Source organism: Janthinobacterium paucivorans (genome assembly GCF_051380805.1).
In the GTDB taxonomy this organism is placed as follows: Bacteria; Pseudomonadota; Gammaproteobacteria; order Burkholderiales; family Burkholderiaceae_D; genus Janthinobacterium; species Janthinobacterium lividum_D.
On the sequence record NZ_JBNYXR010000003.1, the window covers coordinates 106,670 to 126,944 of the forward strand.

A 20,275-nucleotide genomic window follows, 5' to 3' on the forward strand; every position below is an offset into this window, starting at 1 on the left:
TGGGCACAGAGGGGGCGCCGTGGCGCCAGCACATCGACGCGTCGCAGCGCTGACCCCCGCAGGCGCACCACTTCAGGCATGATTGCGATTCCAATCACGTTTTTCCGGAATCCGCATGGAACACCACAGCTTTCTCATCAACATACTGTTTTACCTGGTGGCCGCCATCATCATGGTGCCACTGGCCAAGCGCCTGGGCATGGGCGCCGTGCTCGGTTACCTGGTCGCTGGCGTCATCATCGGCCCCTGGGGACTGGGCTTGATCAAGAATGTCGAGGTGATTCTCAGCTTTTCCGAATTCGGTGTGGTGTTGCTGCTGTTTTTGATCGGCCTGGAGCTCGAACCTAAGCGTTTATGGCTGCTGCGCCGGCCCATTTTTGGCTGGGGCGGGGCGCAGGTGGGCATCGTCAGCGCGGCACTGTGCGCCGTGGCCATGGCCTGTGGCGTGGACTGGCGCACGGCGCTGGTGGGCGCGCTGGGATTGTCGCTGTCGTCGACGGCGATAGTGCTGGCCACCTTGGGCGAACGAAAACTGATGAGCACACCGGCCGGTTCCGCCGGTTTTTCGATTTTGCTGTTCCAGGATATCGCCGCCATTCCCATGATCGCGCTGGTGCCGCTGCTCGGCGGGCTGGTCACGCATAGCGGCGAACCGGGCTGGCTGCGCGTGGCCAAGCTGGTCGCCGTGCTGGCCGCCTTGGTGATCGGCGGGCGTTTCCTCGTCAACCCCATCCTGCGCTTCATCGCCAGGACGGATTTGCGCGAAATTTTCACGGCGTTTGCGCTGCTGCTGGTGATCGCCATTTGCGTGCTGATGGAATCGGTGGGCTTGTCGATGGCGCTGGGAACCTTCATGGCGGGCGTGCTGCTGGCCGATTCCGAATACCGGCATGAGCTGATCAGCGACCTGGAACCGTTCAAGGGCCTGTTATTGGGCCTGTTTTTCATCGCCGTCGGCATGTCCGTCGATTTCGGCGTGCTGCGCGCCCAGCCCTTGCTGATCCTGGCCCTGGTGGCTGGCCTGCTGCTGGTCAAGATCGCCTTGCTGTACCTGTTGTCGAAGTTTGTCGACATTCCCCGCGCCCAGCAGTTGTTCTTTGCGCTGCTGCTGTCGCAGGGTGGCGAATTCGCTTTTGTCGTGTTTGCCGCCGCCGAGGCCGCGCATGTGTTTGCGCCGCAGACGGCGGCGTTGCTGGTGGTCGTCGTGACCCTGTCGATGGTGGCCACGCCATTGCTGTTGCTGTTGCATGACAAATTGCTTGCACCGCGCCTGCAAGGCGAAAAGAAGCGCCGACCCGACGAGCATATCGAGGCGCAGGACAACCCCATCGTCATTGCCGGCTTTGGCCGCTTCGGCCAGATCATCGGCCGCCTGCTGGCGGCCAACAAGATCGGCGTGACGGTGCTCGACCACGACCCGGATCAGATCGACCTGCTGCGCAAGTTCGGCTTCAAGGTGTTCTATGGCGACGCCACGCGTGTGGACCTGCTGGTGGCGGCCGGCATAGAGAAGGCCAGGGCGCTGGTGATCGCCATCGACAATGTCGATGACAGCCTGGCGCTGGTCGACGCCGTGCGCCTGCGCCTGCCCGCACTGACGATCCTGGCGCGCGCGCGCAACGTCACGCATTACTCTGAATTGATGAAGCGGGGCGTGACCCTGATCGAGCGCGAGACCTTCGCCGCCGCGCTGCTGCTCGGTGAGCAGACTTTGCAGCAGGTGGGCTTCAGCGCGGAACGGGCGCAACGCGCGGCCGGCATCTTTGGCCGGCATAACCTGAAAACCTTGCTGGAAGTAGCGCCGCACTTCCAGGACCAGCAAAAAGTCATGTCGCTCACGCGCCAGGCGCGCGAGGAACTGGAAGACATGTTCGAGAGCGATGCGGCAGCGTTTGCTGCCGAGAAGGTGGCAGAATCGGACTCAGCGCCTCGGCTCTGACGCCGACGCCGAGTCCTCGGCCTTGACCTTGACTTGGCGCGAAGCTGACTTCCTCGGCTGGCCGTGATTCGCGACGCGCTGCTGCAGGGCGCGTGCGGCTCAGCCCTGTTGCAGGGTAATGGTCGCGCCAAACGTCGTCGGCGTCGAGCAGGGCTCTTCGTCGAAGGCGATGTCACCCATGGGGTTGGCCATGCCGTCCGCCTTCAAATCCTTGAAGCCGAACAGTTTCGGGTCCATCAGGTGCGACGGCGCCACATTCGACAGCGCCGAGAAGATGCTTTCCACGCGGCCGGGAAATTTCTTGTCCCATTCGCGCATCAGCCCCTTGATCTGTTTGCGCTGCAGGTTTTCCTGCGAACCGCACAGGTCACATGGGATGATGGGAAAGCCCTTCACTTGCGCATAGCGCTGCGTATCTTCTTCTTTGACATATGCCATCGGGCGGATGACGATGTGCTTGCCGTCGTCCGATTGCAGCTTGGCCGGCATGCCTTTGAGTTTGCCGCCGAAGAACATATTGAGGAAGAAGGTTTCCAAAATGTCATCCCGATGGTGGCCCAGGGCGATCTTGTTCGCGCCCAGCTCGTCGGCCACGCGGTACAGGATGCCGCGACGCAGGCGCGAGCACAGCGAGCAGGTGGTCTTGCCTTCCGGGATCAGGCGCTTGACGATGCTGTAGGTATCCTGGTTTTCGATGTGGAAGGCCACGCCCAGCTCTGTCAGATAGGCTGGCAGGATTTCCGGTGGAAAGTTCGGCTGTTTCTGGTCCAGGTTGACGGCAACGATGTCAAAGTGAATCGGCGCGCGTTCGCGCAAGGTCATCAGGATGTCGAGCAGGGCATAGCTATCCTTGCCGCCCGACAGGCACACCATCACCTTGTCGCCGTCTTCGATCATATTGAAATCGCCGATGGCTTGCCCTACCAGGCGGCACAGCCGCTTGTGCAGCTTGTTATTTTCCAGGGCGATCTTTTCCGCCTTCTTGCGCGCCAGTTTCTGCGCTTCCACGTTGGCCGGGAATTCCACGGCCGTTGCCACCGCTTCCATCACTGCTACGCTCATGCTTCATCCTTGATCTTGAATGCTTCTACGCCCACTCCTTCGCAGTCGGGATAGACATCCGGCTTCATGGACGAGACGCGCGCGGCGCGCACGCGTGGATGCGCCAGCATGGCTGCCAGTACGTCGTCAACCAGGCTTTCCTGCAGTTGCACATGGCCTTGCGACACGCGCTTGGCGATGGTGTCGCGCATGAAGTCGTAATCGACTACCTCTTCCAGCTGGTCATCCTTCGGCGTCGACAGGGCCAGGGGAATATACAGGTCGACATTGATGAGGACGCGCTGCTCGCCCTTTTTCTCGAAGTCATAGACACCGATGTTGATGAAGATTTCGTAATTGCGCAGGAACAGGAGGCGGCAATCGGCCAGGCGAGGGTGGGACAGGGTGGACGACATAGTTTTACCTTTTAGGGAATGCTGGAATGCTGGTTGTTGGGGTTGGCTGCTGATTATTTGGTCAAAAACATGACATCGCGTGGCAAGCCGATCAGATGCTGGCCGCCATCGACCAGCAGCGTCGTGCCCGTCAGCGCACGCGCGCCGGCCACATAGCAGACGCAGTCGGCCACATCTTCTGGCGTGCTGGAACGTCCCAGCGGCGTGTTTTCATGCGCCTTGGCAAAGCCCGCTTGCGTCTGCTCGCCGGAGACCATAGTGATGCCTGGGGCAATGCCCACTACACGCACTTTTGGCGCCAGCGCCTGGGCCAGCATGGTGGTCGCCGACAGCAGCGCCGCCTTGGACAGGGTGTACGACAAGAAATCAGGATTGAGATTGTACAGTTTTTGATCGAGCAAGTTGATGACCACGGCTTGCTCTCCGCTTGGGGTGGCCTGGTACAGCGCTTGCGCCAGCAGGATAGGGGCGGCCAGGTTGGCGTGCATGTGGGCGTCGAGCGCGGTAAAGGAAAAATCGCCCGCATTGTCGTATTCAAACAACGATGCGTTGTTGACGACGCAAGTAAGCGGTCCCAGCGCCGCCTGTACCTGCGGCAACAATTGGCGTACAGCCTCTTCCTGTGCCAGGTCGCAGGGGAATGCCTGCGCACGGCGCCCCAGCGCCGAAATTTCCGCCACCAGGCTGAGCGCTTCATCGCGCGAGTCGCGGTAATGCACGGCGATATCCCAGCCGTCGCGCGCCAGGCCCAGCGCGATGGCGCGGCCGATGCGGCGTGCTGCGCCCGTGACGAGGGCGACCCGGGGTGTGCTGTGTGGCAGTGTCGATGCTGGAGTCATGTCTTTATTTTTACAGTGCTTGTGAGTGAAGTAGGCATGGCCGCCGTGGCCGCCATGGCTGATACTGGCGCCGTGGCCCGCCAATTCGCTACAATGCTGGAATGTCTCTTCCCGCACCCGATAGCGACGCGCTGGCCGCGTCCCATGCCTTGCAGCACCAGATTGCCGCTGAAATTGCGCGCAATGACGGCGCCATTCCCTTTGTTCGCTTCATGGAGCTGGCGCTGTATGCGCCGGACCTCGGCTATTACAGCGGCGGCGCCGCCAAGCTGGGCAAAGATGGCGATTTCATAACCGCGCCGGAGATTTCGCCCCTGTTCGGCGCCACTCTGGCCCACGTTGCAGCCTCTATTATGGCGCAAACTGCCCCGCGCATCCTTGAATTCGGTGCCGGCACCGGCAAGCTCGCTTGCGATATCCTGACTGAAGCGGCCAGCGCCGGCATCACGATAGAGCAGTATGCGATCGTCGAGTTATCCGGCGAATTGCGCGCGCGCCAGGAACATGCGCTGGCCGCCTTCCCGCAAGTGGTGTGGTTCGATGGCTTTCCCGACAGTTTCGAGGGCGTCGTGTTCGGCAATGAAGTGCTCGACGCCATGCCCGTCAACCTGATTAGCAAGACGCCGGCCGGCTGGTGCGAGCTCGATGTCGGCATTGCCGATGGCCAGTTTGTCTTTATCGAGCGCCCGGCCGGTGCCGACGTGGCCGCGCAGATTGCAGCCCAGGTGCCCGAAGCCGATGCCTTGCCGGTGGGCTATGTCAGCGAAATTCATGGCGTCGCTTGCGGCTTCATGCGCTCGCTGGCGCGCATGCTGACGAATGGCAAAGGCGGCGCGGCCGTGTTGTTCGATTATGGCTTCCCCGCACACGAGTATTACCTCGATATGCGTGCCACAGGCACCCTGATGTGCCATTATCGCCACCACGCCCATGCGGAACCTTTTTATCTGCCCGGCTTGCAAGACATCACGGCCCACGTCGACTTCACTGCGATGGCGGTGGCGGCGCAGGACGCTGGCCTCGATGTGCTCGCGTACATGAGCCAGGCTTCTTTCCTGCTGGGTGCCGGTATCGGCGACTTGTTGCTGCGCACCGATCCGCAACAGCTCACATTGTATTTGCCGCAGGCCAGTGCCGTGCAAAAGCTGGTCTCGCCGGCCGAGATGGGGGAATTGTTCAAGGTGCTGGCGCTGGGACACCGCGTGGAGTTGCCGGAAGCGCTGTTGTCCGCTGACCGCAGTCACCGCTTGTAAGCGCTGCAATTTCCTGTCCGCCGGTGGTTATTATCTTGTCATATCGGATATGATGACCGGCACAGCACGGTTCCAACCTGTAAGAACCCGTCGCCGCGCACCGATTTCAAGATAAAACGATGGGAAAGATACACACACACTACGACAATCTGAAGGTGGCGCGCCTGGCGCCGCAGGAAGTCATACGTGCTGCGTACAAAGCCCTCAGCCAGAAATACCACCCTGACAAGAATCCCGGCGACGAGAAAGCCGCGCGCATCATGGCGATCCTCAACAGCGCCTATGGCACTTTGTCCGATCCGCAACGCCGCAGGGAGCACGATGAGTGGATCGCTGCTGAGGAGTGGGAAATCGAATGGCTGGAAAGCACACAGCAGGAAGAAGGCAAGAGCCGCGATGGTCGCGCGAAAGGCCACCCTCAGCCGCATGAGCAGGCCTGGGCGCAGGATGTGCCACCATCGAAGGGCAAGCCGCGGCAAGGCTTGCAGCCCGTCTGGCGCAACTGGCGTTGGTGGTTGAGCCTGCTTGTTTGCCTGTTGCTGGGCTGGCTGGGTGCCTGGCTGGTGCTCGATACTTCCCAGCCCGCGCCCGCCGCGCTGGCATCGGCGTGGAGCGGGCTGGCCCGCGATGGCGCCAAACCCCATGCGCTGACGGTTACGCCAGCGGCCGGTGCTGCGCCAGCGTCATTGAAAGGCGAGACCCTGGCAATCGATAGCTGGGCGGTGGGCAAGCCGTATGCAGCGGAACCCCAGGAAGCGAAGACGCCCGAGATTCGTGTGCTCGCTGTTTCCCAGCTGAACCTGAAAGCCATCCAGCCGGCCTGCGATGGCGCAGCCAAGACAGAGTCTGCATCGCTGGTGGCGCCGAATGGCGAACCCTGGCCAGTGCGTTCCGGCTATGTCGATGGATTCCCGATCGGTAACAAGGGCGAGGAGCTGGCCGTGAGCATCGACAACAGCAATAATGCCGCGCCCGTGTTCGTCAAACTGTATGACACGGAGCGGCGCTCGAACGTGCGCTACCTGTACATTGTCGCGAACGACAAGTTGCTGGTGGAACAGCTCAGCGCAGGCAAGTATGAAGTGCGCTACCAGGCAGTCGGGCCGGGCCAGGACAATTGTGGCGGCACCACGCGTGGCGGTGCGTCGGCACCCGCGCCGGCCGTTGGCGAAGATGGTGCGAAGAATCCTGTTGTAAGCAACATCTAATGTGATTATGCTTGATATGCGTCAACGTGGCGTCCATATCGACCTTATTCATTAGGAGTATCCATGACCGACCTCAAAGCCGATGCAGATGATAACTGGCTGCTCGACGAGGATGAGCCGGTGGCCAGCCCTGCCGGGCTGGCCGCGCCCGACCAGCGCCTGTGGCGTGTCTTGATCGTCGATGATGACGTCGATGTGCATGCGGTCACGCGGCTGGCGCTGCGCAATGTCAGTTTCAAGGGCCGCGAGTTGGAACTGTTCTCCGCCTATAGCGGCAGCGAAGCGTATGACATCTTGCGCGATACGCCCGATATCGCGCTGGTGCTGCTCGACGTGGTGATGGAAACGGATGATGCAGGCCTGATCCTGGCCAAGCGCATCCGCGCCGATCTGAACAACGCCATCGTGCGCGTCGTGCTGCGCACGGGCCAGCCCGGTCAGGCGCCCGAGCAGCGCGTCATCATCGAATACGATATCAACGATTACAAGGCCAAGACGGAACTGACGACGCAGAAGCTGTTTACCACCATCATCTCGGCTTTGCGTGCCTACGAGAGCCTGATGATGCTTGAGCGCAGCCGCATAGGCCTGGTCAAGATCCTGGCCGGCGCCACCAATCTGTACCAGATCCGTTCGCTGCGCGAATTCGCTTCCGGCGTGCTCAACCAGGTTAGCGCCATCCTCGACGTGGGTGCCGACGGCGTGCTATGCCTGATGCAGGGCGGTGCCGGGCGGCCCGAGGTGGTCGCCGCTACGGGCACGTATGCCATGCTGGCAGAGACGGCAGCCCTGCCGATTGACCATGCGCTCACCCCCACCATCGCCAAGGCATTTGCGGAAAAGCGCAGCCAGTTCGAGCATCCGGCCAATGTGCTGTTCATCCATACGGAAGGCAACCGCGAGCTGGCCATCTCCGTCACGCCGCCGTGGCCGCTGGCGCAGATCCAGCGCGACTTGCTGGAAGTATTTTGCCAGCGCATCGCCGCTGCCTTCGACAACCTGTACATGTTCGGCCAGCTGCGCAAGGCGCAGGAAGCGACTGTGGTGGCGTTGGCCGATCTGGCCGAGTTCCGCGACAGCAACTCGGGTGGCCATGTACGGCGGGTGCAGCAATTATCCGACGCCATCGCCCGACGCATGCATCAGCGCGGCGTGTATGCCGACGAACTCACGCCGCAGCTGCTTGACATGATCGGCCTGGCCAGCATCTTGCACGACGTCGGCAAGGTGGCCACGTCGGACGCCTTGCTGCTCAAGCCGGGCAGGCATACGGACGAGGAGCGGGCGCAGATGCAGCTGCATGCCAGTGTCGGGTGCACCATCCTCGAGCGCGCCGCCAATATGGTCGACGGCGTCAGCTATCTCACGTATGGCGCGCAGATCGCTGGCGGCCACCACGAACATTTCGATGGCGCCGGCTATCCGAACGGCCTCGTGGGGCGCGATATTCCGGTGGCCGCGCGCATCGTTGCCGTGGTCGATGTCTTCGATGCCTTGCTGCACGAGCGGCCTTACACGGAGCCATGGCCGTATCCGCAGGTGCGTGCATATATCGAACAGCGCAGCGGCAGCCAGTTCGATCCGGAAGTGGTGACGGCGCTGCTCGATCTGATCGACCACGAGCCGCAACTGTGGCATCCGGAGTACGCCGCCGCTTGAGTTGCAACTGCCTGGCCAACTTCGTCGGCGTTTTTCGGTGCCACACCATTCCCTTGCACGCGGCGTCGTCATATACTCGGCAGCCTCATGCTGGCCGGCGCCACGCACCAGTGTGGCGCGCCGCTGAGTTTTCGGACATCACGACATGAAAGAACTGAAGGGCCTTAGCGCACTGATTATCGAGCCGCATCCGGGCATGCGTGCCAGCCTGCACAATATGCTCAATCTGTGCGGCCTGGCAATGATCGATGACGCAGGCAGCTCGGGCCAGGCGATCCGCATGCTGGCTGGCAAATCCTATGATTTGATCCTGTGCGAATATGACCTCGACGGCGGACAGGATGGCCAGCAGCTGCTGGAAGACTTGCGCCACCATAGGCTGATGCATGCGTCGACCATGTTTTTCATGGTCACGGGCGAGGGCAGCTTCGCCAAGGTCGTCAGCGCCGTCGAGCTGTTGCCCACTGATTACATCCTCAAGCCGTTTACCGCTGACAACATGTTGGAGCGCATAGCCCGCGCACTCGACAAGCGCAATGCCTTCTTGCCCGTGTATGAATTGATCGACGTGGGCAATGAGCGTGCGGCGATTGCCGCCTGCGCCGAGGGCGCCAGCCTGTACCCGCGTTACGCGACCGATTTCCTGCGCCTGCGCGCAGAATTGCATTTGCTGCTGGGCGAGGCGGCCGACGCGGAGCCGATTTACGCAGCCCTGTACGGCGCCAAGGCCATCGGCTGGGCGCGCCTGGGGCAGGCCAAGACGCAATTCCTGCTGGGCGAGTACGCAGCAGCGCAGGGCATGCTGGAGGGGCTACTGGAAAACAATAAGCGCTTTCTCGATGCCTATGACTGGCTGGCGCGCACGCACTTGGCGCGAGGCAAGCCGGAACTGGCGCAGGCGGCCCTGAGCGATGCGGTGGCCCTGTCACCGCATGCCGTGCGCCGCTTGCGCCGGTTGGGCGAGGCGGCCCTCGCGGCCGACGATCTCGAGATGGCGGAAAAAGCCCTGAAGCTGGTGGTCAGCAAGGCCAAGTATTCAGAATTTCGCGACCCGGAAGATCATGTGCGCCTGGTGCAGACCCTGGTACGCAAGGGTGACCCCTTGCAGGTGGGCGCCGTGATCCGCGACCTCGACAAGTCGATGGGCAGCCAAAAGAATGCGCCATTGTGCAGCGCCCTGTGCAGCGCCATGCTGCACGCGCATACGGGCAACGAGGAACGCCTGCAGCAATCGCTAGTCGCCGCCCTGGCCGCCAACCGCCTTAGTGTCGGCGGCTCGAATGCCTTGAAAACGGAGCTGGCGCGCCATTGCCTGGCGCACGGGCACGAAGACGGCGCCGCCGAGGTGATGCGTGAAGTCATGCGCAATGCGCCCGACAGCGCCGCCATGACGCGCGCCATGGCCGTGTTCGAGCAGGCGGGGCGCGAGGAGTTGGCCAAGGTGCTGGCGCGCCAAAGCCGCCAGGAAGTGGCCGACATGGTCGCGGCGGGCGCCGCCAAGGCGGGAGACGGCGATTTCCGCGGCGCGGTCGATCTGATGGGCGAGGCCGTCACGCGCCTGCCCGATAATCCGCAAGTGGTGTTCAATGCAGCCGTGGCCGTGCTGAAATGCCTGGAACACGAGGGCTGGGATGAGCGCATGGGGCAGCAGGCGTTGACTTTTATTGCCGGTGTGCGCCGCCTGGACCCACGCAACCCCAAATTGCCCGTGCTATCGGGCTTGCATCAGCAGTTATTGCGTAAATATAAGCCGCTGGGCAACTCGTGGATGCATCCGTCTGACGCCCGGTAAACAGGAAAAATGGGGGGCGAATGACGGAAAAATGCGGCTTGCAGCCAGGGTGGATAAAAAAATGCGAAAAAAAGTCGACTTTTTCACGCCAACCCTTGCACATTCTCAAATCGAGAGCTTATAATCACGCCCCGAAGCAGCCAACTTCTTCTTTATACGCAAATGCAGCAGTCAGGCATCAGTAAATAAGGTTGACAGTTGTGAGTAGATGCTTCATACTCTGCGGTTCCCGCGGAGGGGTGGCCGAGTGGTTAAAGGCGACAGACTGTAAATCTGTTCTCTATGAGTACGCTGGTTCGAATCCAGCCCCCTCCACCAAGTTTTTGCAACAAAAACTGGGTAGCAGCAAGCAAGTGAAGATAAGTGAACGATACCTCGCGGGTGTAGCTCAATGGTAGAGCAGAAGCCTTCCAAGCTTACGACGAGGGTTCGATTCCCTTCACCCGCTCCAGTTCCGTTCAGATGCTAATGCATCGCATGCAACAAATTACAGCCCTTGTAGCTCAGTGGTAGAGCACTCCCTTGGTAAGGGAGAGGCCACGTGTTCGATCCACGTCAAGGGCACCAGAATTCGCAGCAGGCAGCACAGAAGCAATTCAAACCAGACCGTCGGGCGTGTGCCTGAGCAATCTAATCAAATCATTAGGAGTTCAAAATGGCAAAAGGTAAATTCGAACGGACCAAGCCGCACGTCAACGTCGGCACCATCGGCCACGTCGACCACGGTAAAACCACGCTGACCGCTGCAATCGCAACGGTTCTGTCGAAGAAATTCGGCGGCGAAGCTAAAGCATACGACCAGATCGATGCGGCACCAGAAGAAAAAGCGCGCGGTATTACGATTAACACCGCCCACGTCGAGTACGAAACGGCATCGCGTCACTACGCGCACGTTGACTGCCCAGGCCACGCCGATTACATCAAAAACATGATTACCGGTGCTGCGCAGATGGACGGCGCGATCCTGGTATGCTCGGCAGCTGACGGCCCAATGCCACAGACCCGCGAGCACATCCTGCTGGCGCGTCAAGTTGGTGTTCCATACATCATCGTGTTCCTGAACAAGTGCGACCTGGTCGACGACGCAGAGCTGCTGGAACTGGTTGAAATGGAAGTGCGCGAGCTGTTGTCGAAGTACGAGTTCCCTGGCGACGACGTGCCTATCATCAAAGGTTCGGCACGTATGGCGCTGGAAGGCAAAGAAGGCGAAATGGGCGTGGATGCAGTGTTGCGTCTGGCCGATGCCCTCGATTCGTACATCCCAACGCCAGAGCGCGCTGTTGACGGTGCATTCCTGATGCCAGTAGAAGACGTGTTCTCGATCTCGGGTCGCGGTACCGTTGTGACCGGTCGTATCGAGCGCGGCATTGTCAAAGTCGGCGAAGAAATCGAAATCGTCGGTATTATCGATACCGTCAAAACGACTTGCACCGGCGTGGAAATGTTCCGCAAACTGCTGGACCAAGGTCAAGCAGGCGACAACGTTGGTCTGCTGCTGCGCGGCACCAAGCGTGAAGACGTGCAACGTGGTCAAGTTCTGGCAAAGCCAGGCTCGATCAAGCCACACGCGCACTTCACCGGCGAGATCTATGTTCTGTCGAAAGACGAAGGCGGCCGTCATACGCCATTCTTCAACAACTATCGTCCACAGTTCTACTTCCGCACGACGGACGTGACTGGTTCGATCGAGTTGCCAGCAGACAAAGAAATGGTCATGCCAGGCGATAACGTGTCGATCACCGTCAAGCTGATCAACCCGATCGCCATGGAAGAAGGTCTGCGCTTCGCTATCCGTGAAGGCGGTCGTACCGTCGGCGCCGGCGTGGTTGCAAAAATCCTCGCATAAGGAAATGTTATGCTTCCACCTGGGGCGTCCTAGGTGGTAGAATAGCACTCCTCGAAAGTTTTACGTAGGGACGTAGCTCAATTGGCAGAGCGTCGGTCTCCAAAACCGAAGGTTGGGGGTTCGATGCCCTCCGTCCCTGCCACCGTCAAGGTGCAGGGCACCGAAAGTAGAAAAATGTCAAATCAATCCGTGCAAACCGTTAGCACGTCGAGTGACAAGATAAAAGTCGCGCTGGCAATAGTGGCTGCGATTGCAGGAGTAGTCGGGTTTTATTACCTGGCAGGCCAACCAGCTCTGGTGCGTGCAAGCGCGCTTGTGGCTGGTTTGGTTATTGCTGTTGCGCTCTTGTATGTCTCGACGACCGGCCGTGAATTTCTCAATTTCGCCAAAGAAGCTGTGCGCGAGACCAAGAAAGTTGTTTGGCCTACCCGCAAAGAAGCCACGCAGATTACTGCGATCGTGTTTGCCTTTGTGTTGGTCATGGCGATTTTCCTGTGGGGCACGGATAAATTGCTCGAATTTTTGTTGTATGACGTAATTCTGGGTTGGAAAAAATAATGAGCGAAAATGTGCATGATGAAGCGGCGGGCGAGTCCGTTCCGGGTGACGCTCCGGTAGCGGATACTGGTGCAGCGCTGAGCGTGCCAGTCAGTAGCAAGCGCTGGTATGTCGTGCATGCTTATTCCGGCATGGAAAAAAGCGTCATGCGCGCATTGACCGAGCGCATCGAGCGCGCGGGCATGCAAGACCAGTTTGGCCAGATCCTGGTGCCGATCGAAGAAGTGGTCGAAGTCAAGAATGGTGTGAAGTCCGTTACCGAGCGTCGTTTCTATCCTGGCTATGTGCTGGTTGAAATGGAAATGACGGACGAGAGCTGGCACTTGGTCAAGAACACCAGCAAGGTTACCGGTTTCATCGGTGGCAAGTCGAATAAGCCGACGCCTATTTCCGCGCGCGAAATCGACGGCATCATGAAGCAGATGCAAGAGGGTGTTGAAAAGCCCCGTCCAAAAACCTTGTACGAGGTGGGCGAGCAAGTACGCATCAAGGATGGTCCGTTCACCGATTTCAACGGCAATGTCGAAGAAGTCAATTACGAAAAATCCAAAGTGCGTGTCTCGGTCACCATTTTCGGTCGCGCTACTCCGGTAGAGCTCGAATTCGGCCAGGTCGAAAAAGTTTAAGGCGGTTCACAAAACCGTAGCGAGCGGATGTGAGTTGTGGCTGAGAGGCGGAGCTGTGCAAATGCACAGTGAACATCGGAAGCCGCAAATCGCGCCGCGCAGTAGGTTTGAAAGCGCCACCAGGAGCGTTGCGGTTGTATCAGCGAAATCCGGTCAGAGGAGCCCCGCCAGGGTAGGATCGGCGGGGCGCTACTACTCAATCCAAGATAGGAGCCATCATGGCAAAGAAAATCATTGGTTTTATCAAGCTGCAAGTGCCAGCTGGTAAAGCAAACCCATCCCCACCAATCGGTCCAGCTCTGGGTCAACGTGGTCTGAACATCATGGAATTCTGCAAAGCTTTCAATGCACAGACCCAAGGTCTGGAAGCAGGCATGCCGATTCCAGTCGTGATCACCGCGTTTGCGGACAAGTCCTTCACGTTCGTGATGAAGACGCCTCCAGCAACCTACCTGATCAAAAAAGCTGCAGCGATCACCAAAGGTTCGCCGAAGCCACATACCGACAAAGTCGGTACGCTGACCCGCGCACAAGCTGAAGAAATCGCTAAATTGAAAACCCCTGATCTGACCGCTGCCGACATGGATGCTGCTGTACGCACCATCGCTGGTTCCGCTCGTTCGATCGGTATCACGGTGGAAGGTGTTGTATAATGGCTAAGTTATCCAAACGTATCAAGGCTTTGAAAGCCAAAGTCGACCGTACCAAAGTGTATGCTTTCGACAACGCTGTCGCTCTGATCAAAGAGTGCGCAACGGCCAAGTTCAATGAATCGATCGACGTATCGGTACAACTGGGCGTTGATCCTAAGAAATCCGATCAAGTGGTGCGCGGCTCCGTCGTGCTGCCAGCTGGTACCGGCAAAACCGTGCGCGTGGCAGTATTCGCGTCGGGCGACAAAGCAGAAGCTGCTAAAGCAGCTGGTGCCGACATCGTTGGTATGGAAGACTTGGCCGAGCGTATCAAAGCCGGCGACATGCCTTTCGATATCGTCATCGCTTCGCCAGATACCATGCGTATCGTTGGTACCCTGGGTCAGATCCTGGGCCCACGCGGCATGATGCCTAACCCGAAAGTTGGCACTGTTACTCCTGACGTCGCTACCGCCGTGAAAAACGCGAAAGCTGGTCAAGTTCAGTACCGTACCGACAAATCAGGTATCATCCACGCTACCATCGGTCGTAAATCGTTCGCTGACGCAGATCTGAAGTCGAATCTGGTCGCACTGATCGACGCACTGAACAAAGCCAAGCCAGCATCGAGCAAAGGCGTGTACCTGCGCAAAGTTTCGCTGTCGTCGACCATGGGCGCTGGCGTCCGTGTTGACCAGACTAGCCTGGCAGCTTAAGTAACAGAATCAAGTCCCATGCGCCTTCGGGCGCTGTGGGCGCATCTTTGGGCTGTCTGTCCGGCGTTCGCGCCAGGCAGGCAGACAATCAAAGACCGTTGGGCCGACTGTGATCGCATATGCAGAAGGTTAATAGGCTTGCCGGCAACGGCAAGTGCCCAACGCAGATGGTGTACCCGAACAAGTTTTGTAGTCCTCATGCTGCGTGAATTCATCCGCTCAGTTTAGTACTTCTTGACTTCGGACGCCGTGTTCGAACCGATGCAAGGCGCTCAACCACTCGGTTGTGATTGCCGAACATCATTTAAGGAGGTTGACCGTGAGTCTCAATCTGAATGACAAAAAGGCCGTTGTCGCCGAAGTTTCCGCACAAGTAGCAAATGCGCAAACGATCGTCGTGGCCGAATATCGTGGCATCCAGGTTGGTCACTTGACGCAACTGCGTGCTAAAGCGCGTGCCCAAGGCGTGTACCTGCGTGTGTTGAAAAACACTCTGGCTCGTCGCTCCGTTGAAGGTACCGCATTCGCCAGCCTGGCAGATGCCATGACCGGCCCGTTGATCTACTCGATCTCGGCCGATGCCGTTGCAGCAGCTAAAGTCATCGCTGACTTCGCTAAAACCAACGACAAACTGGTCATCAAAGCAGGTAACTACGCAGGCAAGCCGCTGGATACAGCTGCTGTCACCGCGTTGGCGAGCATTCCTAGCCGTGAAGTCCTCATTTCGCAGTTGTTGGGCGTTATGCTGGCTCCGGTTTCGGGCTTTGCACGTGGTCTGGCTGCCCTGGCAGCGAAAAAAGGCGAAGGCGCCGAAGCTCCTGCAGAAGAAGCAGCAGCAGAAGAAGCCCCAGCAGCCGCTTAATTGCGTGCGCTTTTTTCTCTCAGTACCAATCTGATGTAACTAACGTAATAAATTTAGGAGTTTCAAAATGGCAATTAGCAAAGACGATATCCTGGAAGCAGTTAGCGCCATGTCCGTAATGGACCTGAACGACCTGGTTAAAGCATTCGAAGAAAAATTCGGCGTATCCGCAGCAGCGATGGCTTCGGCCGGTCCTGCAGCAGGCCCAGCAGCAGCTGCTGAAGAGCAAACCGAATTCAACGTCATCCTGGACAGCTTCGGCGCAAACAAAGTTGGCGTCATTAAAGCAGTTCGCGAAATCACCGGCCTGGGCTTGAAAGAAGCTAAAGACCTGGTCGATGGCGCACCAAAAACTGTGAAAGAAGCAGTGTCGAAAGCTGACGCTGAAGCAGCACAGAAGAAATTGGTAGAAGCCGGCGCAACCGCTTCGATCAAGTAATATCTGTACCGGCGGCAGTTAGCGCCCGAGTCAAAGTCTGAGGTTCCCCCTCGCAAGGGGGGGAATCCGACTTTGGCTCCTTTGTCGTCTGCATCGTATTTGTCATGTAGTTGTAGCAGCAGTTTTTATTCGATTCAAGCCGGAAAGCAGAGCCTTGAGGTTTCGTCTGTGTCACACGCAGCGGTGCAAACGAACACTTGCAAAACCTGAATTTTCTATCCTTTCTGTCACTCACGGAGTGTCCATGCACTACTCATTTACTGAGAAGAAACGCATTCGCAAATCATTCGCGAAGCGCGCCAACGTTCACCACGTTCCGTTCCTGCTGGCGACCCAGCTCGAGTCTTATCATAGCTTCTTGCAAGAGGACATAGCACCGTCCGGCCGCAAGAATGATGGCCTGCAGTCGGCTTTCACCTCGATTTTCCCTATCGTGTCGCACAATGGTTTTGCGCGTCTCGAATTCTTGTCGTACGTTTTGGGCGACCCTGCCTTTGACGTCAAAGAATGTCAACAACGTGGCCTGACGTTCGCGTCGCCGCTGCGCGCGAAAGTGCGTCTGGTGATTCTGGACAAGGAATCGCCAACCAAGCCTGTCGTCAAGGAAATGAAAGAACAAGAAGTCTACATGGGCGAATTGCCGCTCATGACGACCACCGGTTCGTTCGTCATCAACGGCACGGAACGGGTTATCGTTTCCCAGTTGCACCGTTCGCCTGGCGTGTTCTTCGAGCACGACCGCGGCAAGACTCACTCGTCCGGTAAACTGCTGTTCTCGGCGCGTATCATTCCTTACCGCGGTTCGTGGCTGGACTTCGAGTTCGACCCGAAAGACATCCTGTTCTTCCGTGTCGACCGCCGCCGCAAGATGCCCGTAACGATACTGCTCAAAGCCATCGGCATGTCGCATGAGCAAATCCTGGCCAATTTCTTTGTCTTCGACAATTTCAACCTGCGCTCCGAAGGCGCGGAAATGGAATTCGTCGCCGAACGTCTGCGCGGCGAAGTGGCGCGCTTTGACATCGTCGACAAGTCGGGCAAGACCCTGGTGCTGAAAGACAAGCGTATCAACGCCAAGCACGTGCGTGATATCGAAGCTGCCGGCATCAAGCACATTTCCGTACCGGAAGACTACCTGCTGGGCCGCGTATTGGCGAAGAACATCGTCGATGGCGACACCGGCGAAGTCGTTGCCTCCGCGAACGATGAGCTGACCGAAGACTTGCTGGGTCGCCTGCGCGATGCCAACATTTCCGAAATCCAGACCTTGTACACCAACGACCTGGATCAAGGCGCCTACATCTCGCAAACGCTGCGTATCGACGATACCGCCGACCAGATGGCCGCGAAAGTGGCGATCTACCGCATGATGCGTCCAGGCGAACCGCCAACGGAAGACTCCGTTGAAGCGCTGTTCAACGGTCTGTTCTACAACTCGGACCGCTACGACCTGTCGGCCGTGGGCCGCATGAAGTTCAACCGCCGCATCGGCCGTGATGAACTGACCGGCGCCATGACCCTGTCGAACGAAGACGTGCTGGCCGTGATCAAGATTTTGGTGGAACTGCGCAATGGTCGCGGCGAAGTCGATGATATCGATCACTTGGGTAACCGTCGCGTACGTTGCGTGGGCGAACTGGCAGAGAATCAATTCCGCGCCGGTCTGGTGCGTGTTGAGCGCGCCGTCAAGGAACGCCTCGGCCAAGCCGAAGCGGACAACCTGATGCCGCACGACCTGATCAACTCGAAGCCGATTTCGGCTGCGATTCGCGAGTTCTTCGGTTCGTCCCAGCTGTCGCAGTTTATGGACCAAACCAATCCTCTGTCGGAAATTACCCACAAGCGTCGTGTATCGGCTCTGGGACCCGGCGGTCTGACACGCGAACGCGCCGGCTTTGAAGTGCGCGACGTGCATCCGACCCACTACGGCCGCGTCTGCCCGATCGAGACACCGGAAGGTCCGAACATTGGTCTGATCAACTCGCTGGCTCTGTATGCCCGCCTGAATGAATACGGCTTCCTGGAAACCCCGTACCGCAAGGTCGAAGGCTCCAAGATCACCGATCAGATCGACTATTTGTCCGCCATCGAAGAAGGCCGCTACATCATCGCTCAGGCGAATGCGACCATCAGCGATGAAGGCACCTTGTCCGATGAACTGGTGTCGGCCCGTGAAGCCGGCGAAACCATCTTGGTATCGCCAGAGCGCATCCAGTACATGGACGTGGCCCCAGGCCAGATCGTCTCCGTCGCTGCCTCGCTGATTCCGTTCCTCGAACACGATGATGCAAACCGCGCATTGATGGGTGCCAACATGCAACGCCAGGCTGTGCCTTGCTTGCGTCCTGAAAAAGCGCTGGTCGGTACCGGTATCGAACGCACCGTTGCGGTCGACTCGGGCACCACCGTGCAAGCCTTGCGTGGCGGTATCGTCGATTACATCGATGCGGGCCGTGTCGTGATTCGCGTCAACGATGACGAAGCTACCGCTGGTGAAGTGGGCGTCGACATCTACAACCTGATCAAGTACACGCGTTCGAACCAGAACACCAACATCAACCAGCGTCCTATCGTGCAAGTGGGCGACCGTGTTGCCAAGCGCGACGTGATCGCCGATGGCGCATCGACCGACCTCGGTGAGTTGGCGTTGGGCCAGAACATGACCGTGGCTTTCATGCCATGGAATGGTCTGAACTTCGAAGATTCGATCCTGATCTCGGAAAACGTCGTCAAGGACGACCGCTACACCTCGATTCACATCGAAGAGTTGTCGGTGGTTGCCCGTGATACGAAACTGGGCGCGGAAGAAATTACGCGCGACATCTCGAACCTGGCTGAAAATCAGCTGGCACGTCTGGATGAGTCCGGTATCGTCTACATCGGCGCTGAAGTACAAGCCGGCGACACCCTGGTCGGTAAAGTGACGCCTAAAGGCGAAACCCAGCTGACTCCGGAAGAGAAGCTGCTGCGCGCGATTTTCGGCGAAAAAGCGTCGGACGTGAAAGATACCTCGCTGCGCGTGCCTTCGGGCATGATCGGTACCGTGATCGACGTACAAGTCTTCACCCGTGAAGGCATCGTGCGCGACAAGCGTGCCCAGCAAATTATCGATGACGAACTGAAACGCTTCCGTCTGGACTTGAACGACCAGATGCGTATCGTTGAAGGCGATGCCTTCCAGCGTCTGGAAAAAATGCTGATCGGCAAAGTTGTCAACGGCGGCCCTAAAAAGCTGGCTAAAGGCGCCAAGATCACCAAGGAATACCTGGCCGATCTGGATAAATACCACTGGTTCGACATCCGCCCTGCGGACGACGATGCGGCGGTAGCGCTGGAAGCGATCAAGGAATCGATCAACGAAAAACGTCACCAGTTCGATCTGGCCTTCGAAGAGAAGCGCAAGAAACTGACGCAAGGCGATGAGCTGCAACCAGGCGTGCAAAAAATGGTCAAGGTGTACCTGGCCGTGAAACGCCGCCTGCAGTCGGGCGACAAGATGGCCGGTCGCCACGGTAACAAGGGTGTGGTTTCCCGTATTGTTCCTGTGGAAGACATGCCATACATGGCCGACGGCACGCCAGCCGACGTGGTGCTGAACCCGCTGGGCGTTCCTTCGCGAATGAACGTTGGTCAGATTCTCGAGACTCACTTGGGCTGGGCTGCCAAGGGTCTGGGTATCCGCATCGGCGAAATGCTGAAGGCGCAAACCAAGGTCGAGCAAGTACGCAAGTACCTGACGACGATCTACAACGACAACGGCCGTCCGGAAGATCTGGATAACTTTGACGACGAAGAAATCATGAAGCTGGCGGAAAACCTGAAAAAAGGTGTTCCATTTGCCACGCCAGTGTTCGACGGCGCCAATGAAGAAGAGATCCGCCGCATGCTGGACCTGGCGTATCCGGACGACATCGCCAAGAACCTGGGCATGACCGCCTCGAAAAATCAGGTGACCATGTATGACGGTCGCACTGGTGAAGCATTCGAGCGCAAGGTCACCGTCGGCGTCATGCACATGCTGAAACTGCATCACTTGGTTGATGACAAGATGCATGCGCGTTCGACCGGTCCTTACTCGCTGGTAACGCAGCAGCCGCTGGGTGGTAAAGCCCAGTTCGGTGGTCAGCGTTTCGGTGAGATGGAAGTGTGGGCACTGGAAGCGTATGGCGCGTCGTATGTCTTGCAAGAGATGTTGACGGTCAAGTCCGATGACGTGAACGGGCGTACCAAAGTGTACGAGAACCTGGTCAAGGGCGACCACGTGATCGACGCCGGCATGCCGGAATCGTTCAACGTGCTGGTCAAGGAAATCCGTTCGCTGGGTATCGATATCGACCTCGAACGCAACTAAAAGACAGCCACCTGTCATTTGGTTTGGGAAACACAAAGCCCGGCTGGGAAACCATGCCGGGCAATGTAGTCTCAGGAATATAGAAATTTAATCACCTC

General features: G+C 58.5%; 16 protein-coding genes and 4 tRNA genes. 17 read left to right on the forward strand and 3 right to left on the reverse strand.

From position 1 onward, the window contains the following. Positions 1-115: 115 nt before the first annotated feature. A complete protein-coding gene (kefC, locus tag ACQ4V8_RS05060) occupies positions 116-1,939 on the forward strand; it encodes a glutathione-regulated potassium-efflux system protein KefC (RefSeq protein WP_010394265.1) in 1,824 nt (607 codons plus the stop codon). Positions 1,940-2,038: 99 nt separating this feature from the next. Here the strand turns inward: kefC and ttcA are convergent, their stop codons facing one another. The 3 genes from ttcA to ACQ4V8_RS05075 are packed head-to-tail and all read right to left on the reverse strand — an operon-like array spanning position 2,039 to position 4,235. Further along, positions 2,039-3,001, reverse strand: coding sequence for a tRNA 2-thiocytidine(32) synthetase TtcA (gene ttcA / locus ACQ4V8_RS05065; RefSeq protein ID WP_010394266.1), 963 nt, complete (start codon positions 2,999-3,001; stop codon positions 2,039-2,041). After that, positions 2,998-3,396 (reverse strand): dihydroneopterin aldolase, encoded by a 399-nt coding sequence (locus tag ACQ4V8_RS05070; RefSeq protein WP_010394268.1) that lies wholly within the window; start codon positions 3,394-3,396, stop codon positions 2,998-3,000. Before ACQ4V8_RS05070 ends, ttcA begins: the two co-directional genes overlap by 4 nt. A 53-nt stretch (positions 3,397-3,449) precedes the next feature. Next, positions 3,450-4,235, reverse strand: coding sequence for an SDR family oxidoreductase (locus ACQ4V8_RS05075; RefSeq protein WP_043460588.1), 786 nt, complete (start codon positions 4,233-4,235; stop codon positions 3,450-3,452). A gap of 101 nt (positions 4,236-4,336) precedes the next feature. Here ACQ4V8_RS05075 and ACQ4V8_RS05080 point away from each other — a divergent pair, with 101 nt between their 5' ends. The 16 genes from ACQ4V8_RS05080 (at position 4,337) to rpoB (ending at position 20,177) form a co-directional block, all read left to right on the forward strand. Beyond that, positions 4,337-5,488: a class I SAM-dependent methyltransferase gene (locus ACQ4V8_RS05080; protein WP_436571021.1), complete on the forward strand. Its 1,152-nt coding sequence runs from the start codon at positions 4,337-4,339 to the stop codon at positions 5,486-5,488. Positions 5,489-5,607: 119 nt separating this feature from the next. Continuing rightward, a complete protein-coding gene (locus tag ACQ4V8_RS05085; protein WP_436571022.1) occupies positions 5,608-6,696 on the forward strand; it encodes a J domain-containing protein in 1,089 nt (362 codons plus the stop codon). A gap of 63 nt (positions 6,697-6,759) precedes the next feature. After that, positions 6,760-8,355 (forward strand): DUF3369 domain-containing protein, encoded by a 1,596-nt coding sequence (locus ACQ4V8_RS05090; RefSeq protein WP_010394279.1) that lies wholly within the window; start codon positions 6,760-6,762, stop codon positions 8,353-8,355. Between the two features lie 145 nt (positions 8,356-8,500). Continuing rightward, positions 8,501-10,147, forward strand: a complete 1,647-nt coding sequence (locus ACQ4V8_RS05095) for a response regulator (RefSeq protein ID WP_436571023.1) — start codon at positions 8,501-8,503, stop codon at positions 10,145-10,147. A 233-nt stretch (positions 10,148-10,380) separates the two neighbouring features. Next, a tRNA-Tyr gene (locus ACQ4V8_RS05100) sits at positions 10,381-10,465 on the forward strand. A gap of 59 nt (positions 10,466-10,524) precedes the next feature. Further along, positions 10,525-10,598 (forward strand) — tRNA-Gly (locus ACQ4V8_RS05105). A gap of 41 nt (positions 10,599-10,639) precedes the next feature. Further along, a tRNA-Thr gene (locus ACQ4V8_RS05110) sits at positions 10,640-10,714 on the forward strand. Between the two features lie 88 nt (positions 10,715-10,802). After that, complete coding sequence (gene tuf / locus ACQ4V8_RS05115; RefSeq protein WP_070345915.1) at positions 10,803-11,993, forward strand: elongation factor Tu; 1,191 nt, start codon at positions 10,803-10,805, stop codon at positions 11,991-11,993. Between the two features lie 66 nt (positions 11,994-12,059). Further along, positions 12,060-12,135: transfer RNA gene (locus tag ACQ4V8_RS05120), tRNA-Trp, on the forward strand. A gap of 32 nt (positions 12,136-12,167) precedes the next feature. Further along, complete coding sequence (secE, locus tag ACQ4V8_RS05125; protein ID WP_010394308.1) at positions 12,168-12,551, forward strand: preprotein translocase subunit SecE; 384 nt, start codon at positions 12,168-12,170, stop codon at positions 12,549-12,551. After that, on the forward strand, positions 12,551-13,177 hold the full coding sequence (gene nusG, locus ACQ4V8_RS05130; RefSeq protein ID WP_010394310.1) for a transcription termination/antitermination protein NusG: 627 nt from the start codon (positions 12,551-12,553) through the stop codon (positions 13,175-13,177). Before secE ends, nusG begins: the two co-directional genes overlap by 1 nt. Before the next feature lie 218 nt (positions 13,178-13,395). Further along, the gene (gene rplK, locus ACQ4V8_RS05135) at positions 13,396-13,830 is read left to right on the forward strand and encodes a 50S ribosomal protein L11 (protein ID WP_010394312.1); all 435 of its coding nucleotides are present in this window, start codon (positions 13,396-13,398) and stop codon (positions 13,828-13,830) included. Beyond that, positions 13,830-14,525 carry a 50S ribosomal protein L1 gene (gene rplA / locus ACQ4V8_RS05140; RefSeq protein WP_010394314.1) on the forward strand — a complete coding sequence of 232 codons (696 nt, stop codon included), beginning with the start codon at positions 13,830-13,832 and terminating at the stop codon, positions 14,523-14,525. Before rplK ends, rplA begins: the two co-directional genes overlap by 1 nt. Before the next feature lie 319 nt (positions 14,526-14,844). Further along, positions 14,845-15,387, forward strand: a complete 543-nt coding sequence (gene rplJ / locus ACQ4V8_RS05145; protein WP_029496119.1) for a 50S ribosomal protein L10 — start codon at positions 14,845-14,847, stop codon at positions 15,385-15,387. A 67-nt stretch (positions 15,388-15,454) separates the two neighbouring features. Further along, positions 15,455-15,826, forward strand: a complete 372-nt coding sequence (rplL, locus tag ACQ4V8_RS05150; protein WP_010394320.1) for a 50S ribosomal protein L7/L12 — start codon at positions 15,455-15,457, stop codon at positions 15,824-15,826. A gap of 244 nt (positions 15,827-16,070) precedes the next feature. Beyond that, positions 16,071-20,177 carry a DNA-directed RNA polymerase subunit beta gene (gene rpoB, locus ACQ4V8_RS05155; RefSeq protein WP_010394322.1) on the forward strand — a complete coding sequence of 1,369 codons (4,107 nt, stop codon included), beginning with the start codon at positions 16,071-16,073 and terminating at the stop codon, positions 20,175-20,177. The last annotated feature ends 98 nt before the right edge of the window (positions 20,178-20,275 follow it).

What these genes read in the sequence shown, in the direction of transcription:
- ACQ4V8_RS05085 (WP_436571022.1), top strand. Translation starts at nt 5,608, where the DNA reads ATGGGAAAGATACACACACACTACGACAATCTGAAGGTGGCGCGCCTG.
- rpoB (WP_010394322.1), top strand. Translation starts at nt 16,071, where the DNA reads ATGCACTACTCATTTACTGAGAAGAAACGCATTCGCAAATCATTCGCG.
- nusG (WP_010394310.1), top strand. Translation starts at nt 12,551, where the DNA reads ATGAGCGAAAATGTGCATGATGAAGCGGCGGGCGAGTCCGTTCCGGGT.
- ttcA (WP_010394266.1), bottom strand. Translation starts at nt 3,001, where the DNA reads ATGAGCGTAGCAGTGATGGAAGCGGTGGCAACGGCCGTGGAATTCCCG.
- ACQ4V8_RS05095 (WP_436571023.1), top strand. Translation starts at nt 8,501, where the DNA reads ATGAAAGAACTGAAGGGCCTTAGCGCACTGATTATCGAGCCGCATCCG.
- ACQ4V8_RS05075 (WP_043460588.1), bottom strand. Translation starts at nt 4,235, where the DNA reads ATGACTCCAGCATCGACACTGCCACACAGCACACCCCGGGTCGCCCTC.
- rplL (WP_010394320.1), top strand. Translation starts at nt 15,455, where the DNA reads ATGGCAATTAGCAAAGACGATATCCTGGAAGCAGTTAGCGCCATGTCC.
- secE (WP_010394308.1), top strand. Translation starts at nt 12,168, where the DNA reads ATGTCAAATCAATCCGTGCAAACCGTTAGCACGTCGAGTGACAAGATA.
- rplA (WP_010394314.1), top strand. Translation starts at nt 13,830, where the DNA reads ATGGCTAAGTTATCCAAACGTATCAAGGCTTTGAAAGCCAAAGTCGAC.
- rplK (WP_010394312.1), top strand. Translation starts at nt 13,396, where the DNA reads ATGGCAAAGAAAATCATTGGTTTTATCAAGCTGCAAGTGCCAGCTGGT.
- ACQ4V8_RS05070 (WP_010394268.1), bottom strand. Translation starts at nt 3,396, where the DNA reads ATGTCGTCCACCCTGTCCCACCCTCGCCTGGCCGATTGCCGCCTCCTG.
- tuf (WP_070345915.1), top strand. Translation starts at nt 10,803, where the DNA reads ATGGCAAAAGGTAAATTCGAACGGACCAAGCCGCACGTCAACGTCGGC.
- ACQ4V8_RS05090 (WP_010394279.1), top strand. Translation starts at nt 6,760, where the DNA reads ATGACCGACCTCAAAGCCGATGCAGATGATAACTGGCTGCTCGACGAG.
- kefC (WP_010394265.1), top strand. Translation starts at nt 116, where the DNA reads ATGGAACACCACAGCTTTCTCATCAACATACTGTTTTACCTGGTGGCC.
- ACQ4V8_RS05080 (WP_436571021.1), top strand. Translation starts at nt 4,337, where the DNA reads ATGTCTCTTCCCGCACCCGATAGCGACGCGCTGGCCGCGTCCCATGCC.